Below are 17,131 nucleotides of genomic sequence, written 5' to 3' on the forward strand. Positions count from 1 at the left end.
TGCGCCCTTTTCTACTTTCTTTAATAAAGTTTAAATTCTAATCAATTCTTTTTCATTTTTTTCAAAAAATATGATACCTTAGAACGTGTAGCCTACTAAGTACGTAGAACATAAAGGAGCGACGGAATGAACGTTGGTATTGATAAAATAAATTTTTATGTCCCCCCCTATTTTATAGATATGGTTGATCTAGCTCACGCCCGAGAGGTCGACCCAAATAAATTTACGATCGGGATCGGTCAAGATCAAATGGCGGTCAATAAAAAAACACAAGATATCGTCACCTTTGCCATGCATGCGGCAAAAGATATCCTCACAAAAGAAGATTTACAAGCAATTGATATGGTGATCGTCGGCACAGAATCCGGCATCGATGAATCAAAAGCTTCGGCAGTGGTTTTGCATCGCCTATTAGGTATCCAACCATTTGCCCGCTCCTTTGAAATCAAAGAAGCGTGTTATGGCGCAACAGCAGGCTTGCAGTTTGCTAAAGCCCACGTACAAGCCAATCCAAAAAGCAAAGTGTTGGTGGTGGCTTCAGACATCGCCCGTTATGGCTTAGCCTCCGGTGGAGAGCCAACTCAAGGCGTAGGTGCAGTTGCCATGTTGATCTCTGCAGATCCAGCGATTTTGCAGCTTGATAACGATAACTTGATGTTAACACAAGACATTTATGATTTTTGGCGTCCGGTTGGCCATCAATATCCAATGGTAGATGGCCACTTGTCAAATGCCGTTTATATCGATTCCTTCAAACAAGTTTGGCAAGCCCATTGCGAAAAAAATCAACGCACAGCAAAAGATTACGCTGCATTGAGCTTCCATATTCCTTATACAAAAATGGGTAAAAAAGCCTTGTTGGCTGTTTTTGCTGAAGAAGAAGAAACGCAACAAGAACGCCTGATGGCTCGCTATGAAGAATCGATCGTTTACAGCCGTCGTACCGGCAACTTGTATACGGGTTCATTGTACCTAGGCTTGATCTCTTTATTGGAAAATTCCTCCAGCTTGCAAGCCAATGATCGGATAGGACTGTTTAGTTACGGCTCAGGAGCGGTTGCTGAATTTTTCAGCGGCATATTGGTACCTGGCTATGAAAAACAGTTAGCACAAGCTGCTCACCAAACGTTACTTGATGCCCGGCAAAAACTAACGATCGCTGAATACGAAGCAATGTTCAATGAGACCATCGATATTGATCAAGATCAATCCTTTGAGGATGATCTGCTTTACAGTATTCGTGAAATCAAAAATACCATTCGTTATTATAAAGAAGAAAACGAGTGATCCTAAGAAAAACTTTGTTTATTTTCAAGCAAAAAAAGCTTGATAGAACAAAGTTTTTTCTTTTGTTCAATAAAATTGAAACAAATCTGCATTTTCAGTCTTTTTTCAGATTGTTATTCAAAAATTTTCAGATAATTCAGGAAAAACATTTGACAGTCCGCTTTTTTTTGTCTATACTAAAATCAATTCAAGTTTGGAGGAACTTTTTATGTTAAACACGACCGTATCCCCACAACTGAATACCTTTTACTTTAGCTACTTTAGATAGTTTGTATTCATATCACATTATGGATGCAAACCAAAAACGAGTTTTGTTTGTATCTATGATGGCTAAAGCATTTTAACTTGAACTTGCAGCCATGTAGAAAATCTTCTAAATGGTTGCCAATATACGTTTACGCTTGGTATAGGATCGAATCCATTTAGACGATTGTCTGAATGGATTTTTTTGTTCAGGTAAACCCCCATAAAAAAAGAGACGATCATAGGAGGAATTACAATGAAAATGAAAAAATGGATCACGACTGGGTTACTGACAGCTTCCCTACTGGCATTGGCAGCTTGCGGAGAATCAAGCAACACTTCGGAAGAAAACGACGGAACAAAAACAGTCGGTGTCTTACAATTGGTCGAACATGGCTCCTTGAATGCAGCCTACGAAGGGTTCAAAGAAGGCTTAGCAGAAGCGGGCTACACGGAAGGTGAAAACCTAACGATTGAATACCAAAATGCGCAAAACAGTCAAGACAATTTAAAAAGTATGAGCGAACGCCTAGTGAATGCCTCACCAGATCTTTTATTAGGCATTGCCACTCCTGCTGCTGTATCTTTAGCAAATGAAACCACCGACACCCCAATCGTAGTTACCGCAGTCACTGACTTAGTTGGAGCGAAATTGGCCGATTCAAATGAAGAACCTGGTCGCAACATCACCGGTACTTCAGACATGGTACCGATTGAGCAACAGATCAACTTGCTGTTAAGCATCGTGCCTGATGCCAAAACGATCGGCATTCTGTATAACGCAGGTGAAGCCAATTCAAAAATCCAAGCTGACTTGGCAGAAGAAGCCTTAAAAGCTGCGGGCGTTGATGTAAAAGTATTGACCGCCAATACAACCAATGATGTGCAACAAGTAACCACCAGCCTTGCAAAAGATGTTGACGGCATTTATGTTCCAACAGATAATACCTTTGCCTCTGCTGCTGCAATCGTCGGCGAAGTTGCCAAAGAAACCAAAACACCGATCGTCGCTGGTTCCGTAGAACAAGTCGATGATGGTGCCCTAGCAACTTACGGTATTGATTATAAATCCCTTGGCATTCAAACAGGGAAACTAGCAGCGAAGATTTTGGATGGCGATGCAGAGCCAGCAACGACACCCGTTGAAACAGCGGATAATTTAGAGTTAGTCGTCAATGAAGAGATGGCTGCTGCTTTAGGGATTGACCCTGCCAGCATCACTGCTCCAGAATAACCATACTAATTTAGATTTGAGGAAAACATATGAATTTAGTCGACACGTTCTTGCTATTACTACAATCTGCCACCTCTCAAGGGATCCTTTGGGCATTGCTGGCGATCGGGGTATTTTTGACCTTCCGTATTCTGGATATTGCTGATTTAACTGCAGAAGGAAGTTTTCCCTTGGGTGCAGGGATCGCAGCAATCAGTATTACGAATGGCGTCTCCCCCATATTAGCCAGTTTGATGGGCTTTGGCGGCGGCATGTTAGCTGGCTTGGTATCCGGACTACTGCATACAAAACTAAAGATCCCAGCCTTGTTGGCCGGGATCATCACGATGACTGGGCTTTATTCCATCACGAATCGTGTAATGGGTGCTCCCAACATTGCCCTATTAGGACAAGACACGGTCTTCACCCAATTTCAAGCAATGGGTCTAACCAAAAACAATGCCGTGATTCTTGCGGGCTTTCTCTTCGCAGCTGTCGTCATTTTGTGCTTGTTCCTCTTTTTCCGTACAGAGATCGGCTTAGCATTGCGAGCGACGGGCGACAATTTAGCTATGAGTGAAGCCAACGGTATCAACACCGATAACATGAAGATCATCGGTTACATGATCTCTAACGGCTGTATTGCCCTCTCAGGTGCTCTTTTAGCCCAAAACAACGGTTTTGCTGACCTAAACTCCGGAATCGGTACGATCGTCATCGGCTTGGCATCGATCATTATTGCAGAAGTTTTATTTGCCAATAAATCTTTGCTGTTACGGTTGATCACCATCGTGATCGGAGCGATCGTTTATCGCTTTATCCTGGCCGTCGTTTTCGAGTTCAATGTCGAAGCCAATGATATCAAACTGGCATCCGCAATCGTCTTAGTCATCTGCCTCTCGTTACCGCAGCTTCGTTCAAAACTAGGACTTAAAAAGATGCTGCCAAAAACCAAAGGAGGCCAATCCTAATGACTTCAGTCTTAACAATCGAAAATCTACACCAAACCTTTGAAAAAGGAACGATCAATGAGAACCATGTCTTGCGAGGCATTGACCTGACGATGAATGCCGGGGATTTTATTACGATCATCGGTGGCAATGGTGCCGGAAAATCGACCCTTTTAAACAGTATTGCAGGAACGATCCCAACAGAACAAGGAAAAATTACCTTAGATGGAAAAGACATCACCCGTTTATCCGTTACGAAACGGTCAAAAGATATTAGTCGGGTCTTTCAAGATCCACGTATGGGGACCGCGGTTCGTTTGACCGTTGAAGAAAATTTAGCATTGGCTTACAAGCGCGGCCAAGTCCGCGGATTTGCGACAGGCGTCAAAGCGAAAAACCGCGCGTTTTTCCAAGAGAAGTTAGCCAGCTTAAACTTAGGCTTAGAAAATCGCCTTTCTGCTGAGATCGGTTTGCTATCAGGCGGACAGCGTCAAGCGATCACCCTCTTGATGGCGACATTGCAACAACCTAAATTGATTTTATTAGATGAACATACCGCTGCCCTAGATCCAAAAACCTCGTTGACTGTCATGGCATTGACCGATCAATTGATTCGTTCACAACAGTTGACGGCCTTTATGGTTACTCATGATATGGAAGATGCCATTCGCTATGGCAATCGCCTGATCATGCTTCATCAAGGCAAGATCGTCGTGGACATTGCCGGTGAGCAAAAGCAACATTTAACCGTCCCTGAATTGATGGAAATGTTCCATCAAAATAGCGGTGCTGAATTAAAAGATGACCAACTGCTCCTACGCTCTTAACAAGCAAAAAGACACGTAGAAAGGAATCCCCTTCTACGTGTCTTTTTTTGATTTTTCCAAGTGATTTGCAAAAGCCTCACTTTGCTTCATTTTCCGCAATGATATCTGTGACCTTCATTAAGCGGGTCAATGTTGCTCGTTCGTCTTCTGCCAGATTGCTTTCGATGTATTGAATGGTTTCCGTCAGTTTGGGAATCGTCATATACTCTAACGCATTGACTCTTCGTCTCGTCCGCTCAATCTCATTGGCCATCAGTTGACAGGTTTTCTCGATCTCTGCCAATTGCAGCATTACTGGCAGCATTTGGTCGAGATGAGACAATGAGAGATCCAGCTCACTGGTGGTACTTACAAAACCATAGGAAAAGTCATCATCAGAGCTTTCTTCTTCGTAAACAGGATTTAACACTGGCACATCCATATTCATGATGGTCCGACTTTGTACATCTAGGGTCACTTTATTTAAAGGGATCATAAATGCTTCTTGCAAAACGACATCGGGAATACTGCTAGAAGCCAGCACATACTCTTCCATCCCTGCTTGCAGCGCAGTTTCCATTTTTTTACGAAGTTCCTGGTTTTTCTTTACTAGCTGAATGAATTGGCGCACCAGCTCATCTTGCTTGTCTTTCAATAATTTGTGACCACGGGTTGCCGTCGTCAGCCGTTTTTTCAAACGACTTAGTTCCATCCGAGTTGGATTGACATTTAAGATCGCCATTAAGAACTCACATCCTCGTCCGTTGGGTAATAGGCGTCGATAAATTCTTCTTTGATACGGCTCAACTCTTGTTTTGGCAAGGTAGCTAATAGCTTCCAGCCTAAATCTAACGTTTCTTCAATCGTCCGGTTGGTTTCAAATCCCTGGTTGACATACTCTTTTTCGAAAAGATCAGCAAAACGCGCGTACTTTTTATCAAGATCAGACAAGGCAGACTCTCCTAAAACGATCGATAACTCTTTGGCAGCTTTCCCATCGGAATAGGCGGCATAAATTTGATTCATCGTTGCCGCATGATCGGCACGGGTCTTACCTTCTCCCGTTCCTTTGTCCTTCAACCGGGAAAGACTTGGCAAAATATCCACTGGCGGGTTGATATTGCGTTTGTAAAGGTCCCGCGACAAAATGATTTGTCCTTCCGTGATATAGCCGGTCAAATCAGGAATTGGGTGGGTTTTATCGCCATCAGGCATCGTTAAGATTGGAATCTGTGTGACCGAGCCTTCTTTGCCCATCAAACGTCCTGCACGTTCATACAGCGTCGCTAAATTGGTGTACAGATACCCTGGGTAGCCACGACGTCCTGGAACTTCTCGGCGAGCAGCGGAGATTTCTCGCAATGCTTCGCAATAGTTCGTCATATCGGTCATGATCACTAAAACGTGCATGCCTTTTTCAAAAGCCAGATATTCTGCTGCGGTCAATGCCATCTTAGGGGTAGCGATCCGTTCGATTGCCGGGTCATTGGCAAGGTTCATAAACAAAACAGAACGGTCTAACGCACCGGTTTTACGAAATTCATCTACGAAAAATTCTGCTTCTTCAAATGGAATTCCGATAGCTGCAAAGACGATCGCGAAATTACCTTCTTGGCTGGGTACGGTTGCTTGTCGCGCAATTTGAGCAGCGATCTCTTTATGAGGCAAACCGGAGGCGGAAAAGATTGGTAGTTTTTGTCCACGAACTAGGGTATTTAAATGATCGATAGTTGAGATTCCCGTTTGGATAAATTCATCCGGGAAGTCCCGTGCCATTGGATTGATAGCTTCACCATTTACATCGATGCGTTTTTCTGGCAAAATTCTAGGGCCATTATCTTTGGGTTTTCCTAAACCATCAAAAACTCGACCCATCATATCTAGAGAAACCCCCAAAGTCAAACCAGTTCCTAGAAATCTTGCTTTACTTTCTTCGGCACTCAAGTTGCTAGTACCTTCAAAAACTTGGACAACGGCATTGTCATCACTGACTTCCAGTACTTGTCCTTGACGGATCTCACCCGTGTCCATGCGGACTTCGACGAGTTCATCAAATTTAACGCCTCTGACGTTCTCAACCACCATTAAGGGGCCGGCGATTTCGGAAACTGTACGATATTCTTTTAACATCAATGAACACCTCCAGTTTCAATGATTCGTTGTAACATTTCTTTGATGTCATGCTTGATCGTATCCAAGCGGGTCAATTCTTCTTCAGGAATGTATTTGCTGCGAGCGATGCGCTCACGCAGATCAACCGTTCCTTTGGTGATCTCATCTAAGTAAGCACCTAGCTGCAGTGCACGTTGCGCTTGTTCATTAAAGTAAAGAATATTCTCTAACATTTTGAACTGCTTATTACGAGATGTATACGTGTCAACGTCATCAAAGGCGTTTTGCTGCAAGTAATCTTGTCTCAAAGAACGGGCTGTCATCATCGTCAAACGGTCTCTTTGAGAAAGAGAATCCATCCCTACCAATTGAACGATCTCTTCTAAACGGCTTTCTTCTTGGAGAATCGCCATTGATTCATTGACTAGCTCCGACCAGCGATCGCCTAATAATTGATCTAAATAAGAATTGATTTGATCTTCATAAAGGGAATAGGAATTCATCCAGTTGATGGAGGGAAAATGCCGTTTTTGCGCCAGCATGCTATCCAATGCCCAGAAAACTTTCACGATTCGTAAGGTATTTTGGGTGACTGGTTCTGAGATGTCTCCACCAGCTGGTGAAACCGCGCCAATTGCGGTAATGCTTCCTTCCCGAGGCTGCGTGCCTAATGAATGGAAACGCCCTGCTCGCTCATAGTATTCCGCAATTCGACTTCCAAGATAAGCCGGATAACCTTCATCTCCGGGAATCTCTTGCAATCGGCCACTCATTTCCCGCAGCGCTTCTGCCCAACGTGATGTTGAGTCTGCCATGATGGCCACACTATAGCCCATGTCACGGTAATATTCTGCAATCGTGATTCCTGTATAGATTGAGGCTTCCCGAGCAGCAACTGGCATGTTCGACGTATTGGCGATCAAGACCGTTCGTTCCATGATCGACTTGCCGGTATTTGGGTCGATCAGTTCAGGAAATTCATTCATAACATCCCGCATTTCATTGCCTCGCTCGCCGCAGCCGACATAGACAACGATATCCACATCTGACCATTTAGCAATTTGGTGCTGAACAACTGTTTTTCCGGCACCAAATGGTCCGGGAACGGCAGCTGAGCCTCCTTTTGCTACTGGAAAATAGGTGTCGATGACTCGCTGTCCAGTGACCAGCGGTTCGCCTGGATTTAATTTAGCAGTAACGGGACGTGGTTGACGAACTGGCCATTTCTGAACCATCGTCAAGGATTTTTCCCCCTCAATGGTTTCTAAAACACAGATCACTTCAGTAATCGCAAAATTCCCTACCATGATTTCTTTGACGGTTCCTTCATAGTTTGGTGGAACCATGATTTTATGCTCGATCACCGACGTTTCTTGTACTGAACCTAAAATGTCGCCGCCTTGTACGGTATCACCGACTTGTACTTGAGGGACAAAGGTCCATTTCTTTTGGCGATTCAGTGGATCGATGGTGACCCCTCGTTCCAAAAAATCACTTTCTGTTTGCGACATAAACGTATCTAATGGTCGTTGGATCCCATCAAACATCTGAGTCAACAAACCTGGTGCTAGTTCGACAGACAATGGTGCGCCTGTCGTTTCCACGGGTTCGCCTGGTCCGATTCCCGCTGTTTCTTCGTATACTTGGATCGAAACCAGCCCTTTTTTGATCTCAATGATCTCACCGATAAGGCCCTTGTCACTGACTTTGCAGATTTCATGGATTTTTGCGCCACTCAATCCTGAGGCGGTGACCAGTGGTCCCGATACTTTTTCAATTGTGCCAAATGCCACATTTATTCCTCCTAGCTGGCTGACTTGTCTGTTATGAATCTAAAATATTCATTCCTACCGCTTTTTCCACATTTTGCTGAATGCGTGCCATACCGATTCCTAGACTACCTGTACTACTTGGGATCGGAATGATTGCTGGTGTCGGTACTTCTTCATAGCGGCGAACGATCGGTTCTAATTGTTCGATCAGTCGCTCAGTCAAAAAGATCACCCCATAGGCTTCAGCCATTTCTTCTAGTTGTTGGGCGGCTTCATCCAAATCGCTGACTGGAAAGATGTCGATCCCCAGCCCTTTGAAAGGCAAGATCGAGTTCTTACCACCCATCATTGCTATTTTTTTATGCATAACTATCACGCACCCGACTTCTTAAAATCTCTTCCGGCACCTTATTGATTTTCCCAATCAAGAGAATTCGCAAGTTCTTGCTTTCAATTTCCTTGGCGTACAAGTACCCTGCCAATGCTGAAGGGCCAAAAGGAACAATTTTATGTTCTTTGAGCTTCGCCATCAGAAAATTGTCTTTGCGTATATCAAAAGTATTCAAGGTCTTCTTCTCTACCAACTCTTCATAGCTGTGATTGATCAGTTCTTTATAAGGAGTTCCTTGCAAATATGCCACAAATGCCTCAAGAGAAGTTGTGATCTCAGCTAACAGTTCTTTTGCAGGTAGGTTCCCATGATCGGCTAAAACTGCGCTGATAAAGCCGCGCTTGCGTTTCATCGCGTAACTGCGCAACGTTGTTGAAATGTTGAAGATATCGATCTGTCGACGAATCAAGCTTTGCAGCAAATCGTCGTCGTATTCTTTGCCGATCGTCCACAATTGCTCCCAATAATGGTTATCAAAGATGATATCGATCGATTGGACCTCATGGTAGTTCTCAATATAAGAGAAGACTTCTTCCACACAATCAACCATCTCTTTGGCAACAAGATTGCTTTTTCTGGTCTTGACTAGATCCTTAAGGACGGAAAGCGGCTGGGTGCCGATTGGGACAAGGTATTCAGAAAAATCTTCCTGCATATACGCCGCTTTTACCAAGACTTTCAGATTTTGATAGTCATATTTCAAAGCAAAGAAATCAACGATCGCTTTTTCCGGTGTCAGCTGATACATCGTGTCGTATACCCGTTTCAACTCCGCCATCAACACATCTTCAAAGTCGTGTACACGATCATCCTCGTTGATGAAGTCACCATAAACCGTTTCTTGCAACATACTGTAGATTTCCTCTGCGCTAGCAGCCGAGAGCATCCGCTCATAGCGGCTGCGATCGAATAATTGCGATTCATACGTCCGAATTCTCGTATTTAAGGTATTGTATTTGATGTCATTCATCTGTTTGCACCTGCTTACTGTTCAAAAATCAATTGCAGTAACGTATTGCTTAACTCTTCTTTGTTGGCTTCTAGCAGCGCATCAAAAGTAAAATTCAACTCAATCGCTTCTTGTCGCAACAAAAAGCCGCCCTTACGAGGGATCGTTTTATTTACCAGTTTCAGCTGAACCTCTGGAACCGATGCTTGCAACTTAGTAAGGAGTTCCTCATCTACTAAATGGCGGGTCTTCTCACCTAAAAGCAACTCAACCTCACCAGTTAACCGTGCATTCGCCAAGCCTTTAGCGATAAACGCATAAAATGCTGCTTGATCCATTGTATTTAAACGAGTCAGAGCCTCAGAAAACAGCTCATCTAAGACAGACTGCTTTGCTGCCAAGACCTTGTTTCTTGATTGAATATGCACATCTGAGATTTCCAAATACATCGCCGCACGTTTTTCTTTTTCGTAGAAAGCTAGTCGTTCGTTCAGCTCTTTTTCTAATTGCGTTCGCTTTAAGTTTTCTTGATTTTCACTTTCTTTTTTTGCTTCTTTGATTTGCAACTGGTATTTCTTTTCCGCATCAGCGGTTATTTTGTCAGTTAAACGTGTAATATCAGACATTCACTTTCCCTCCTCTTAATTCAAGACAAGCAAGAAGGAAATTACGAACCCTAAAATACAATACGTTTCCATCATCGCTACTAAGATAATTCCTTTGGTCACATGTTCTGGTTTTTTGGCTAAAATCTGCATCGCAGCACTTGCGGCACGTCCTTGCCATTTTCCGGCTACGATTGCTGTTAATGCGATTGGCAATGAAGCAATAAACAAGTACAATCCGCGATCGAATGAGAGCGAACCGCTGATCTGACCAAAGATCATAAAGGAAATTACGAACCCGTATAATCCCTGAGTACTAGACAGCAATTCCAAGATCAACGCTTGCCCGAATTTCTCTGGCTGCTCAGAAATCAAGCCTGACGCTGCTTCACTGGTCATCCCAACACCGATCGTTGATCCGATACCGCCGCAAATCGTTGCGGTCGCCACACCTAAAGCTGCAAAAACAATTCCACCATTTTCGTAAAAGAAACTAATCCAATTTTCCATTATTGTCCTCCTGTAACTTCTCTTCTGAGATGATCTCTACATAGTTTTCATTTGATTTGAAGGGGTCAAAAGCACGACCGCCCCCCGTAAAGAATTTTCCAAAATACTCTAAATACTGCAAACGGATACCATGAACATACGCACTAAGGTAACTTAAGAAAATATTTAGGCCATGCAATGCCACAAATAATAAGATACCAACGGTAAACCGGGCTGCCGGCGGTAGGTAGCTGATGATCAAATTGAAGGCTGAGGCGATACTTCCGCCGGCAACCCCTAACGCCATCAGACGGGTGTAACTGATCAAGTCACCAACATAATTGGTCACATCCATCAATCCGTACAATCCAGAACCGATTTTTCCAGCTAAGGTCTTTCCTTCTAAACTGCCTCCGATCGCCACTGCTAAAAGACTGGCAGCGATCATCACGATCCCAATCGTTAGCAACGGTGTATCAGGGAAAAGCAGCATTCCTGCGGCAACAAAAACCACACTGATCAAAAAGACGATCCACGAACCGGCTTGGAACATCGCAGCCAGTTTCTGGTCTTTTTTCTTCCATAAAATATAAAATTTCAGCGCCAATCCAAACATGATCTGAATGTACCCAAAGATCACAGATAAGACTAAGATCTGATTGACATCATCTTGGGCAGACAACAGCTGGAATGAGAATTCAAATCCGAAGAAGTTGCCATAGATCAAGCCCCAGATAATCGTAGGGATCGAGCACAACTGAAAGAGGGTCAAATTTTGTTCCAGCCCTTTGCTGAGGTGAAACAGCTTTTTCCCCAGGAATGTCGCCAGAAACAAGAGCAACCCATAGCCAAAATCGGCAACCATCATCCCGAATGCCACCATATAAAAAGGCGCCATAAATGGTGTCGGATCTAACTCATCATATTGCGGCAAGCTGTACATCCGAACAAGTCCTTCAAAAGGTTTGATCCAACGTGCGTTTTCTAATAAAATCGGCACATCAGCGATCTCTTTTTCCGTCACTTCTTGGTATTCGAGGTAATAGTTACCTGTGGTTCCTTTTTTGATACGTTTTTCTAATTCGGTCGCCCCATCAACAGGAACCCAGCCAGAAATCGAGACCGCATGAGTTGAACGTAAAAGCATTTTATTGCTTTTTAAGCGGGTGATCGCTCCATCTAAATACTCGGCAACGATCCGCAACGTTTCTTGCTCGTTTGTCATTGCGCGAAGAGCGGCTTTGATCTCTTTTTCTTCATCAATTAGACGTTGGGATTTTTCTTTCATCGTTTGCAGATCTTCTTCTGGAATGCCCTCATAAGGGTAGATATATTGCTCAAAGGCTGCTTTCTTTAGAAGAGTAGTTACTTTTTCTTTTACATCTTTATGGAAAAGCACCAACAAGTAAGTTGTCGTTTGTGATTGATAAATGGTTTCGACATAGACAAGCGGCAGCTTTTCACTGTTGGTCGTAAAGTCAGCCATTTCAGAAGTAGGAATCGATCCTAACATGCCACCTGATTTTTTTAATTCTTTTAAAACAGCCGGCCGTTCTTTGAAGTACTTCCAGATCGACAGCTCTGCTTCTTGTGCTAATACATCGCGTTTTTCTTGATCAATCAAGCGAAGACGTTTGTCTTGTTTACGAAGGGTTTGGCATAATTCTTGCCAAGGATAGGTGTGGGCTGTTTCAGCCAATTCTTGAAGGGTATATTTTTTGATTGGTTGCCGCAGTTGTGCCAGCATTCCTTTTTTGGGTACATATTCTTCTAAAAAATTTAAGCTCCAGTTGACTTGACCAAACTGGTTCTCCATTTCTTCTTCAGGCTGTTCCTCGCGAACCGGTGCCAAAACACCCGTCGTTTCTTCAGAATCATAATATTTTTCCGAAGAAAGCAGTTCTACGCCTTGAAAGTCTTGCAGCTGCTCTAAAACAGCTTCTTTCTGATCGTAAAAGGTCAACAGACTGAACTTTTGCATTTTTGCAATTGCCATTTATGTCACAACCTTATTTATTATTATTGCTAATGCTTCTTCTTTTAACTCATTAGGGATTGTTCTTAGTGTTTCTACTTCTGCTTTCGTTTTAGCCATGAGCGGTTCTTTTGATTGTACCAACTCAGCTGCGATTTTTTGATTGATTGCTTCTTTTTGTTGGGCCTCTTTTTCTGCCAACTCTTTTTTAAACGCCTTCAACCGTTCTTCTCTTGCTTGTGCCAATTGTTTTTTTTCTGCTTCTGCTTCTTTATTTTTATTTTCCGCAAATTGCTCTGCTTCTTGTAATAATCGAATGGCATCTACTGTCATTTTCTCACCTGCTTTCACTTTTTTTCCGCAAAAAAAACCACTACAAATCAAGCATATGGCATTCGCTGATCGTAGGGTGTCAAAAATCAATAAGTGGCAAATACCTTCACCTATTTCCGTTTTCTAATATAACCGTAACATAAATCTAGCGATAGAACAAGGTTCCTAGCGTTTTTTTATAGTCTTTACATACAAAAGTCACAAAAATTACACATTTTCACAAAAAGAAATCCTTTTCAATTTAAAGTGGGTTAAATGAGGACAAAAAAGAAAGATTAGAAACAGAATTCCGTTTCAAATCTTCCTTTTATTTTTTTCTCTTTCATTTCTTAACTTTCATAATTTCAAAGCAAGTTGCCGTATTTTTAAATAACAAATAACTGTCCTACTCACGAATAAACGGCATACTCATACAGCGGGGACCCCCACGTCCGCGAACCAATTCGCTGCCTGAGATCTCATTCAACTGAACGCCAGCCTCTTTTAACAGCCGGTTGGTAATGGTGTTGCGGTCATAGACCACGACCTCCCCTGGGGCGATCGCCAGTGTATTGGAGCCATCATTCCATTGCTCTCTAGCTGCCGCTGCCAAATCGTCGCCACCACAGCGGATCAGGAGCACTTCAGGCAGATCTAAATAACGACAAAGAATATTTTCCAATGTATCTTTTTCCTCAAATACCCGAACACCGTCCTTGTGTTTAGTGATTGAATACAGCGAAAGTTCTCCCTCGATTTCTGGATGGATCGTGAACTTATCATGATCCACCATCGTAAAGACCGTATCTAAATGCATAAATTTTCGTTCCTCGCCGATATTAAAGGCCAAGATATGTTCGAAACTCGGTTCTGTGGCAAAAATCGTTTCGGCAATTTTTTCAATTGAGGCAACTTCGGTTCGTTGAGAAATCCCGATCGCCACGATTTTATCAGATAAAATCAGCTGATCGCCGCCTTCCATCCGCGTCGTTTCGTCCCGATGATACAAAAAGTTCGTCTCATTGCGGGCAAACATCGGGTGGTGCGTGAAAATTTGTTTTCCGTAGAGGGTTTCCCGTCTTCTCGTTGCAGAATACATTCGATTCAAGGAAACACTATGACCAATCGTTGCAAACGGATCTCGCGTGAAATACAAGTTTGGCATTGGATCGATCAAGAAAGGATATTCTGTTTCAACGATTGCCGTTAAGTTACTGGCTTTTGAAATTTCTACCTCACTTTTTTTCAAGCCTGCCATCGTATGATCGATAAAGGCGCGATTATCTTTAATCGACAGGAAAAAGTTGCGCACTTCGTTGCGAATCTCTTCATCAAGGATCGTTGTTTCATTTAAGTAGTCTTCTAAAAAGGCCTCTTTGGCACCAGTTGTTGTCAATGTTTCAGCAGCTAGATCCTCCAAATAAAGGACTTCCACTCCTCTGTTTCTTAACGTCTCGGCAAAAAAATCATGCTCTTTTTGCGCTTGGTCTAGAAAAGGAATATCATCGAACAACAAGCGATCAAGATAATCCGGCATCAAGTTTTCCAATTCTGCTCCTGGACGATGCAAAAGCACCCGCTTTAAAGGGGCAATCTCAGAAAAGATTTGTATTGGCTGGTTCATGGACGTGTCTCTCCTTTTTCGCATTTTTTGTAGAATAACTTATGTCATTCCTTTTTCCTGACTTCTCATCACATAATTATTCATTTCTTTGTCTCATAGTGTTCTTCTGCTAATGTTTAAAAATTTTTTAGATCTGTTGGTTATAAACATGCAATTTTTTATAAAGAAACGATCAATAAAAAAACAACTAATTAGAGAGATAAAGTTTAGATGTTTTAATTTACCGCCTTTTTCAATTGTATATTTTTGTTAAAAAAACAGCAAGACAAAAGAACTGTTGGCCGATAGACGCCGCTCTGAAAATGGATTGAACTATCTTTGTTTTTTTGGATCATTTCATGATTTTCAAATGGTACCGCTATCAAACAGATGAATATTTGCTATGATTCAAGTATCTTGATGCTAAAGAAGCGTCTATAAAGGAGCGATTTGATGAAAACGCAACGTCATCTTTACTATGGTGCCGACTACAATCCTGAACAATGGTCTAAAGAAGTCATTCTTGAAGATATGCGCTTAATGAAAGAAGCAGGTGTGAACTATGTGAGTATCAATATTTTTGGCTGGGTCAATCTACAACCAGATGAATCCACCTATGATTTTGACTTTCTGGACTGGTTGATGGATCTTTTATATGAAAACAATATCATGATCGACTTAGCCAATGGTACAGCTTCTCCACCGGCTTGGCTTGTTCAAAAACATCCTGAGATGCTGCCTGTGACCATTCATGGCAATCGACTGGTTCATGGGGCGCGCCAGCACTACTGTCCGACTTCCCCTATCTATCGTCAATATGCCGCCAATTTGTCTGAAGCAGTCGCAAACCGTTATGCCAATCATCCAGGGCTGGTCATGTGGCATATCAATAATGAATATACCTGTCACATCCACGAGTGTTATTGCGATCATTGTCGGAAAAGATTTCAGACATGGTTAGCAGAGAAGTATCAGACAATCGCTGGATTGAATGATGCTTGGTCAACCAAGTTTTGGAGTCAATCCTATGGCAGCTGGGAGGAAATTTTTTTACCTGAGGCAATGCCAACTTTCAAAAATCCTGCGCAGCAATTAGACTATCGTCGGTTTCTTTCCGACATGAATCTGGAACTTTATCAACTCGAAAAGGCGGCGATTGCAAAATATTCGCAAGGCATCCCTTATATGACCAATCTTATGGGCTTACACAAATACGTGGATGGATTTAAATGGGCCCCTGAAATGGATGTGGTCAGTTGGAATTCGTATCCGAATCCCTTTGAAAAAATTCCTTACCCGCAATTTCTTGCTAACGATTTAACCCGCAGCTTGAAGAAAAAGCCTTTCTTGATCATGGAGCAAGCCACCAGCGCCGTTAATTGGCGGCAAATTAATGGGGCAAAAACACCCAACCAGTTGCGTCTTTGGAGTTATGAAGCGCTCGCTCATGGCGCTGATGGTATCATGTTCTTCCAATGGCGACAGTCTCGTGGCGGTGCGGAAAAATTTCATAGTGCGATGGTGCCTCACGGAGATCCTCAGTCAAGCCGTATCTTTCGTGAATGTGCACAATTAGGCAACGAATTTTCGCAACTGTCGGAAATCGTTGGGACGCGCTTCTTGGCTGATGTCGCGGTTGTCTTCGACTGGGAAAATTGGTGGGCGCTGGAATTGGATGCCAAACCAAGAACCTTAAAGTACATTCATCAGTTACGCAGCCTGTATGCCGCGCTAAGGGCGTTAAATCTGAGCGTAGACTTTGTCCATCCTTCCGAATCCCTAGATGGCTATCCTTTAGTGATCGCTCCGGATCTCTATTCAGCACCAGAAGCCTTCGGCAAGAAGATCCATGATTACGTGCGACAAGGTGGCATCTTCTTGACGAATTTCTTTAGTGGGATCGTCAATGAATATGACCAAGTCTATCTTGGGGGCTATCCAGGACTGTTTAGAGACACCTTAGGGATCATTGTAGAAGAGTTTTACCCAATGAAAGCCGCTTCCTACCATCAGATTGACTTTCAAGGTCGTCGGTACGACAATTCCCTCTGGGAGGAAGTTATCCATCTAAATGGTGCTGAAGCTTTAGCAACCTTCCAATCCGGTTTTTTATCCGATAAGCCGGCCATTACTATGAATCAAATCGATGATGGGTATGCGTATTACCTGGGAACAGAATTGTCTCTTGATGGGGTGACCACATTTTTAGCGACCATTTTAGAAAAACACAAAATAACGACTCATGCCCAGCACTTCTTGGCTGCTCCTACTGGAGTCTCTATTACCTGCCGCAAAGGTGATGGCTATACACTCGTCTTTCTCTTAAACCACACCGAGCAGACAACAGAAGTGAAGCTGAAAGCCGCTGGAGTAGACCTTCTTACCAAAGAAACCAAACAATTGGCAGTTCTGAAACCAAAAGAA

15 protein-coding genes (1 of these 15 only partly in view) are annotated in these 17,131 nt (G+C 43.0%); 5 read left to right on the forward strand and 10 right to left on the reverse strand.

What is annotated here, in order from left to right:
- Positions 1-126: 126 nt before the first annotated feature.
- The 4 genes from A5870_RS11265 (at position 127) to A5870_RS11285 (ending at position 4,520) form a co-directional block, all read left to right on the forward strand.
- Entirely contained in the window at positions 127-1,287 is a 1,161-nt protein-coding gene (locus tag A5870_RS11265) for a hydroxymethylglutaryl-CoA synthase (RefSeq protein ID WP_077452663.1), read from the forward strand.
- A gap of 499 nt (positions 1,288-1,786) precedes the next feature.
- The gene (locus A5870_RS11275) at positions 1,787-2,764 is read left to right on the forward strand and encodes an ABC transporter substrate-binding protein (RefSeq protein WP_086292900.1); all 978 of its coding nucleotides are present in this window, start codon (positions 1,787-1,789) and stop codon (positions 2,762-2,764) included.
- Positions 2,765-2,793: 29 nt separating this feature from the next.
- Complete coding sequence (locus A5870_RS11280; RefSeq protein ID WP_077452666.1) at positions 2,794-3,714, forward strand: ABC transporter permease; 921 nt, start codon at positions 2,794-2,796, stop codon at positions 3,712-3,714.
- The gene (locus A5870_RS11285; RefSeq protein ID WP_005237149.1) at positions 3,714-4,520 is read left to right on the forward strand and encodes an ABC transporter ATP-binding protein; all 807 of its coding nucleotides are present in this window, start codon (positions 3,714-3,716) and stop codon (positions 4,518-4,520) included. The genes A5870_RS11280 and A5870_RS11285 overlap by 1 nt, the downstream gene beginning before the upstream one ends.
- A gap of 76 nt (positions 4,521-4,596) precedes the next feature.
- Here A5870_RS11285 and A5870_RS11290 read toward each other — a convergent pair whose 3' ends face one another.
- From A5870_RS11290 to arcA, 10 genes are all read right to left on the reverse strand, one after another.
- Positions 4,597-5,241: a V-type ATP synthase subunit D gene (locus A5870_RS11290; RefSeq protein WP_005229243.1), complete on the reverse strand. Its 645-nt coding sequence runs from the start codon at positions 5,239-5,241 to the stop codon at positions 4,597-4,599.
- Positions 5,241-6,629 carry a V-type ATP synthase subunit B gene (locus A5870_RS11295; protein WP_005237151.1) on the reverse strand — a complete coding sequence of 463 codons (1,389 nt, stop codon included), beginning with the start codon at positions 6,627-6,629 and terminating at the stop codon, positions 5,241-5,243. Before A5870_RS11295 ends, A5870_RS11290 begins: the two co-directional genes overlap by 1 nt.
- Positions 6,629-8,404: a V-type ATP synthase subunit A gene (locus tag A5870_RS11300; RefSeq protein ID WP_081118803.1), complete on the reverse strand. Its 1,776-nt coding sequence runs from the start codon at positions 8,402-8,404 to the stop codon at positions 6,629-6,631. The genes A5870_RS11295 and A5870_RS11300 overlap by 1 nt, the downstream gene beginning before the upstream one ends.
- Positions 8,405-8,435: 31 nt before the next feature.
- Entirely contained in the window at positions 8,436-8,750 is a 315-nt protein-coding gene (locus A5870_RS11305; RefSeq protein WP_005229240.1) for a V-type ATP synthase subunit F, read from the reverse strand.
- Positions 8,743-9,744 (reverse strand): V-type ATP synthase subunit C, encoded by a 1,002-nt coding sequence (locus A5870_RS11310; RefSeq protein WP_086292902.1) that lies wholly within the window; start codon positions 9,742-9,744, stop codon positions 8,743-8,745. Before A5870_RS11310 ends, A5870_RS11305 begins: the two co-directional genes overlap by 8 nt.
- A 14-nt stretch (positions 9,745-9,758) precedes the next feature.
- Positions 9,759-10,349 carry a V-type ATP synthase subunit E gene (locus A5870_RS11315; protein WP_086292904.1) on the reverse strand — a complete coding sequence of 197 codons (591 nt, stop codon included), beginning with the start codon at positions 10,347-10,349 and terminating at the stop codon, positions 9,759-9,761.
- A 15-nt stretch (positions 10,350-10,364) separates the two neighbouring features.
- A complete protein-coding gene (locus tag A5870_RS11320) occupies positions 10,365-10,838 on the reverse strand; it encodes a V-type ATP synthase subunit K (RefSeq protein ID WP_005237160.1) in 474 nt (157 codons plus the stop codon).
- Positions 10,822-12,813: a V-type ATP synthase subunit I gene (locus tag A5870_RS11325; protein WP_086292906.1), complete on the reverse strand. Its 1,992-nt coding sequence runs from the start codon at positions 12,811-12,813 to the stop codon at positions 10,822-10,824. Before A5870_RS11325 ends, A5870_RS11320 begins: the two co-directional genes overlap by 17 nt.
- Positions 12,814-13,125, reverse strand: coding sequence for a hypothetical protein (locus A5870_RS11330; protein ID WP_081118806.1), 312 nt, complete (start codon positions 13,123-13,125; stop codon positions 12,814-12,816).
- A 385-nt stretch (positions 13,126-13,510) separates the two neighbouring features.
- A complete protein-coding gene (gene arcA / locus A5870_RS11335) occupies positions 13,511-14,728 on the reverse strand; it encodes an arginine deiminase (protein WP_086292908.1) in 1,218 nt (405 codons plus the stop codon).
- 432 nt (positions 14,729-15,160) lie between these two features.
- Here arcA and A5870_RS11340 point away from each other — a divergent pair, with 432 nt between their 5' ends.
- A protein-coding gene (locus A5870_RS11340) for a beta-galactosidase (RefSeq protein ID WP_086292910.1) crosses the window boundary here: on the forward strand, positions 15,161-17,131 show its 5' portion. 27 nt of this gene lie beyond the right edge of the window; the window shows 1,971 of its 1,998 coding nt (coding positions 1-1,971); it begins with the start codon at positions 15,161-15,163; its stop codon lies off the right edge, out of view.

Source organism: Enterococcus sp. 2G9_DIV0600, assembly GCF_002140615.1.
Classification (GTDB): domain Bacteria; phylum Bacillota; class Bacilli; order Lactobacillales; family Enterococcaceae; genus Enterococcus_D; species Enterococcus_D innesii.

Excerpts from the sequence above, each read along its gene's own strand:
- A5870_RS11265 (WP_077452663.1), top strand. The coding sequence starts at position 127 with ATGAACGTTGGTATTGATAAAATAAATTTTTATGTCCCCCCCTATTTT.
- A5870_RS11275 (WP_086292900.1), top strand. The coding sequence starts at position 1,787 with ATGAAAATGAAAAAATGGATCACGACTGGGTTACTGACAGCTTCCCTA.
- A5870_RS11280 (WP_077452666.1), top strand. The coding sequence starts at position 2,794 with ATGAATTTAGTCGACACGTTCTTGCTATTACTACAATCTGCCACCTCT.
- A5870_RS11285 (WP_005237149.1), top strand. The coding sequence starts at position 3,714 with ATGACTTCAGTCTTAACAATCGAAAATCTACACCAAACCTTTGAAAAA.
- A5870_RS11290 (WP_005229243.1), bottom strand. The coding sequence starts at position 5,241 with ATGGCGATCTTAAATGTCAATCCAACTCGGATGGAACTAAGTCGTTTG.
- A5870_RS11295 (WP_005237151.1), bottom strand. The coding sequence starts at position 6,629 with ATGTTAAAAGAATATCGTACAGTTTCCGAAATCGCCGGCCCCTTAATG.
- A5870_RS11305 (WP_005229240.1), bottom strand. The coding sequence starts at position 8,750 with ATGCATAAAAAAATAGCAATGATGGGTGGTAAGAACTCGATCTTGCCT.
- A5870_RS11310 (WP_086292902.1), bottom strand. The coding sequence starts at position 9,744 with ATGAATGACATCAAATACAATACCTTAAATACGAGAATTCGGACGTAT.
- A5870_RS11315 (WP_086292904.1), bottom strand. The coding sequence starts at position 10,349 with ATGTCTGATATTACACGTTTAACTGACAAAATAACCGCTGATGCGGAA.
- A5870_RS11320 (WP_005237160.1), bottom strand. The coding sequence starts at position 10,838 with ATGGAAAATTGGATTAGTTTCTTTTACGAAAATGGTGGAATTGTTTTT.
- A5870_RS11325 (WP_086292906.1), bottom strand. The coding sequence starts at position 12,813 with ATGGCAATTGCAAAAATGCAAAAGTTCAGTCTGTTGACCTTTTACGAT.
- A5870_RS11330 (WP_081118806.1), bottom strand. The coding sequence starts at position 13,125 with ATGACAGTAGATGCCATTCGATTATTACAAGAAGCAGAGCAATTTGCG.
- arcA (WP_086292908.1), bottom strand. The coding sequence starts at position 14,728 with ATGAACCAGCCAATACAAATCTTTTCTGAGATTGCCCCTTTAAAGCGG.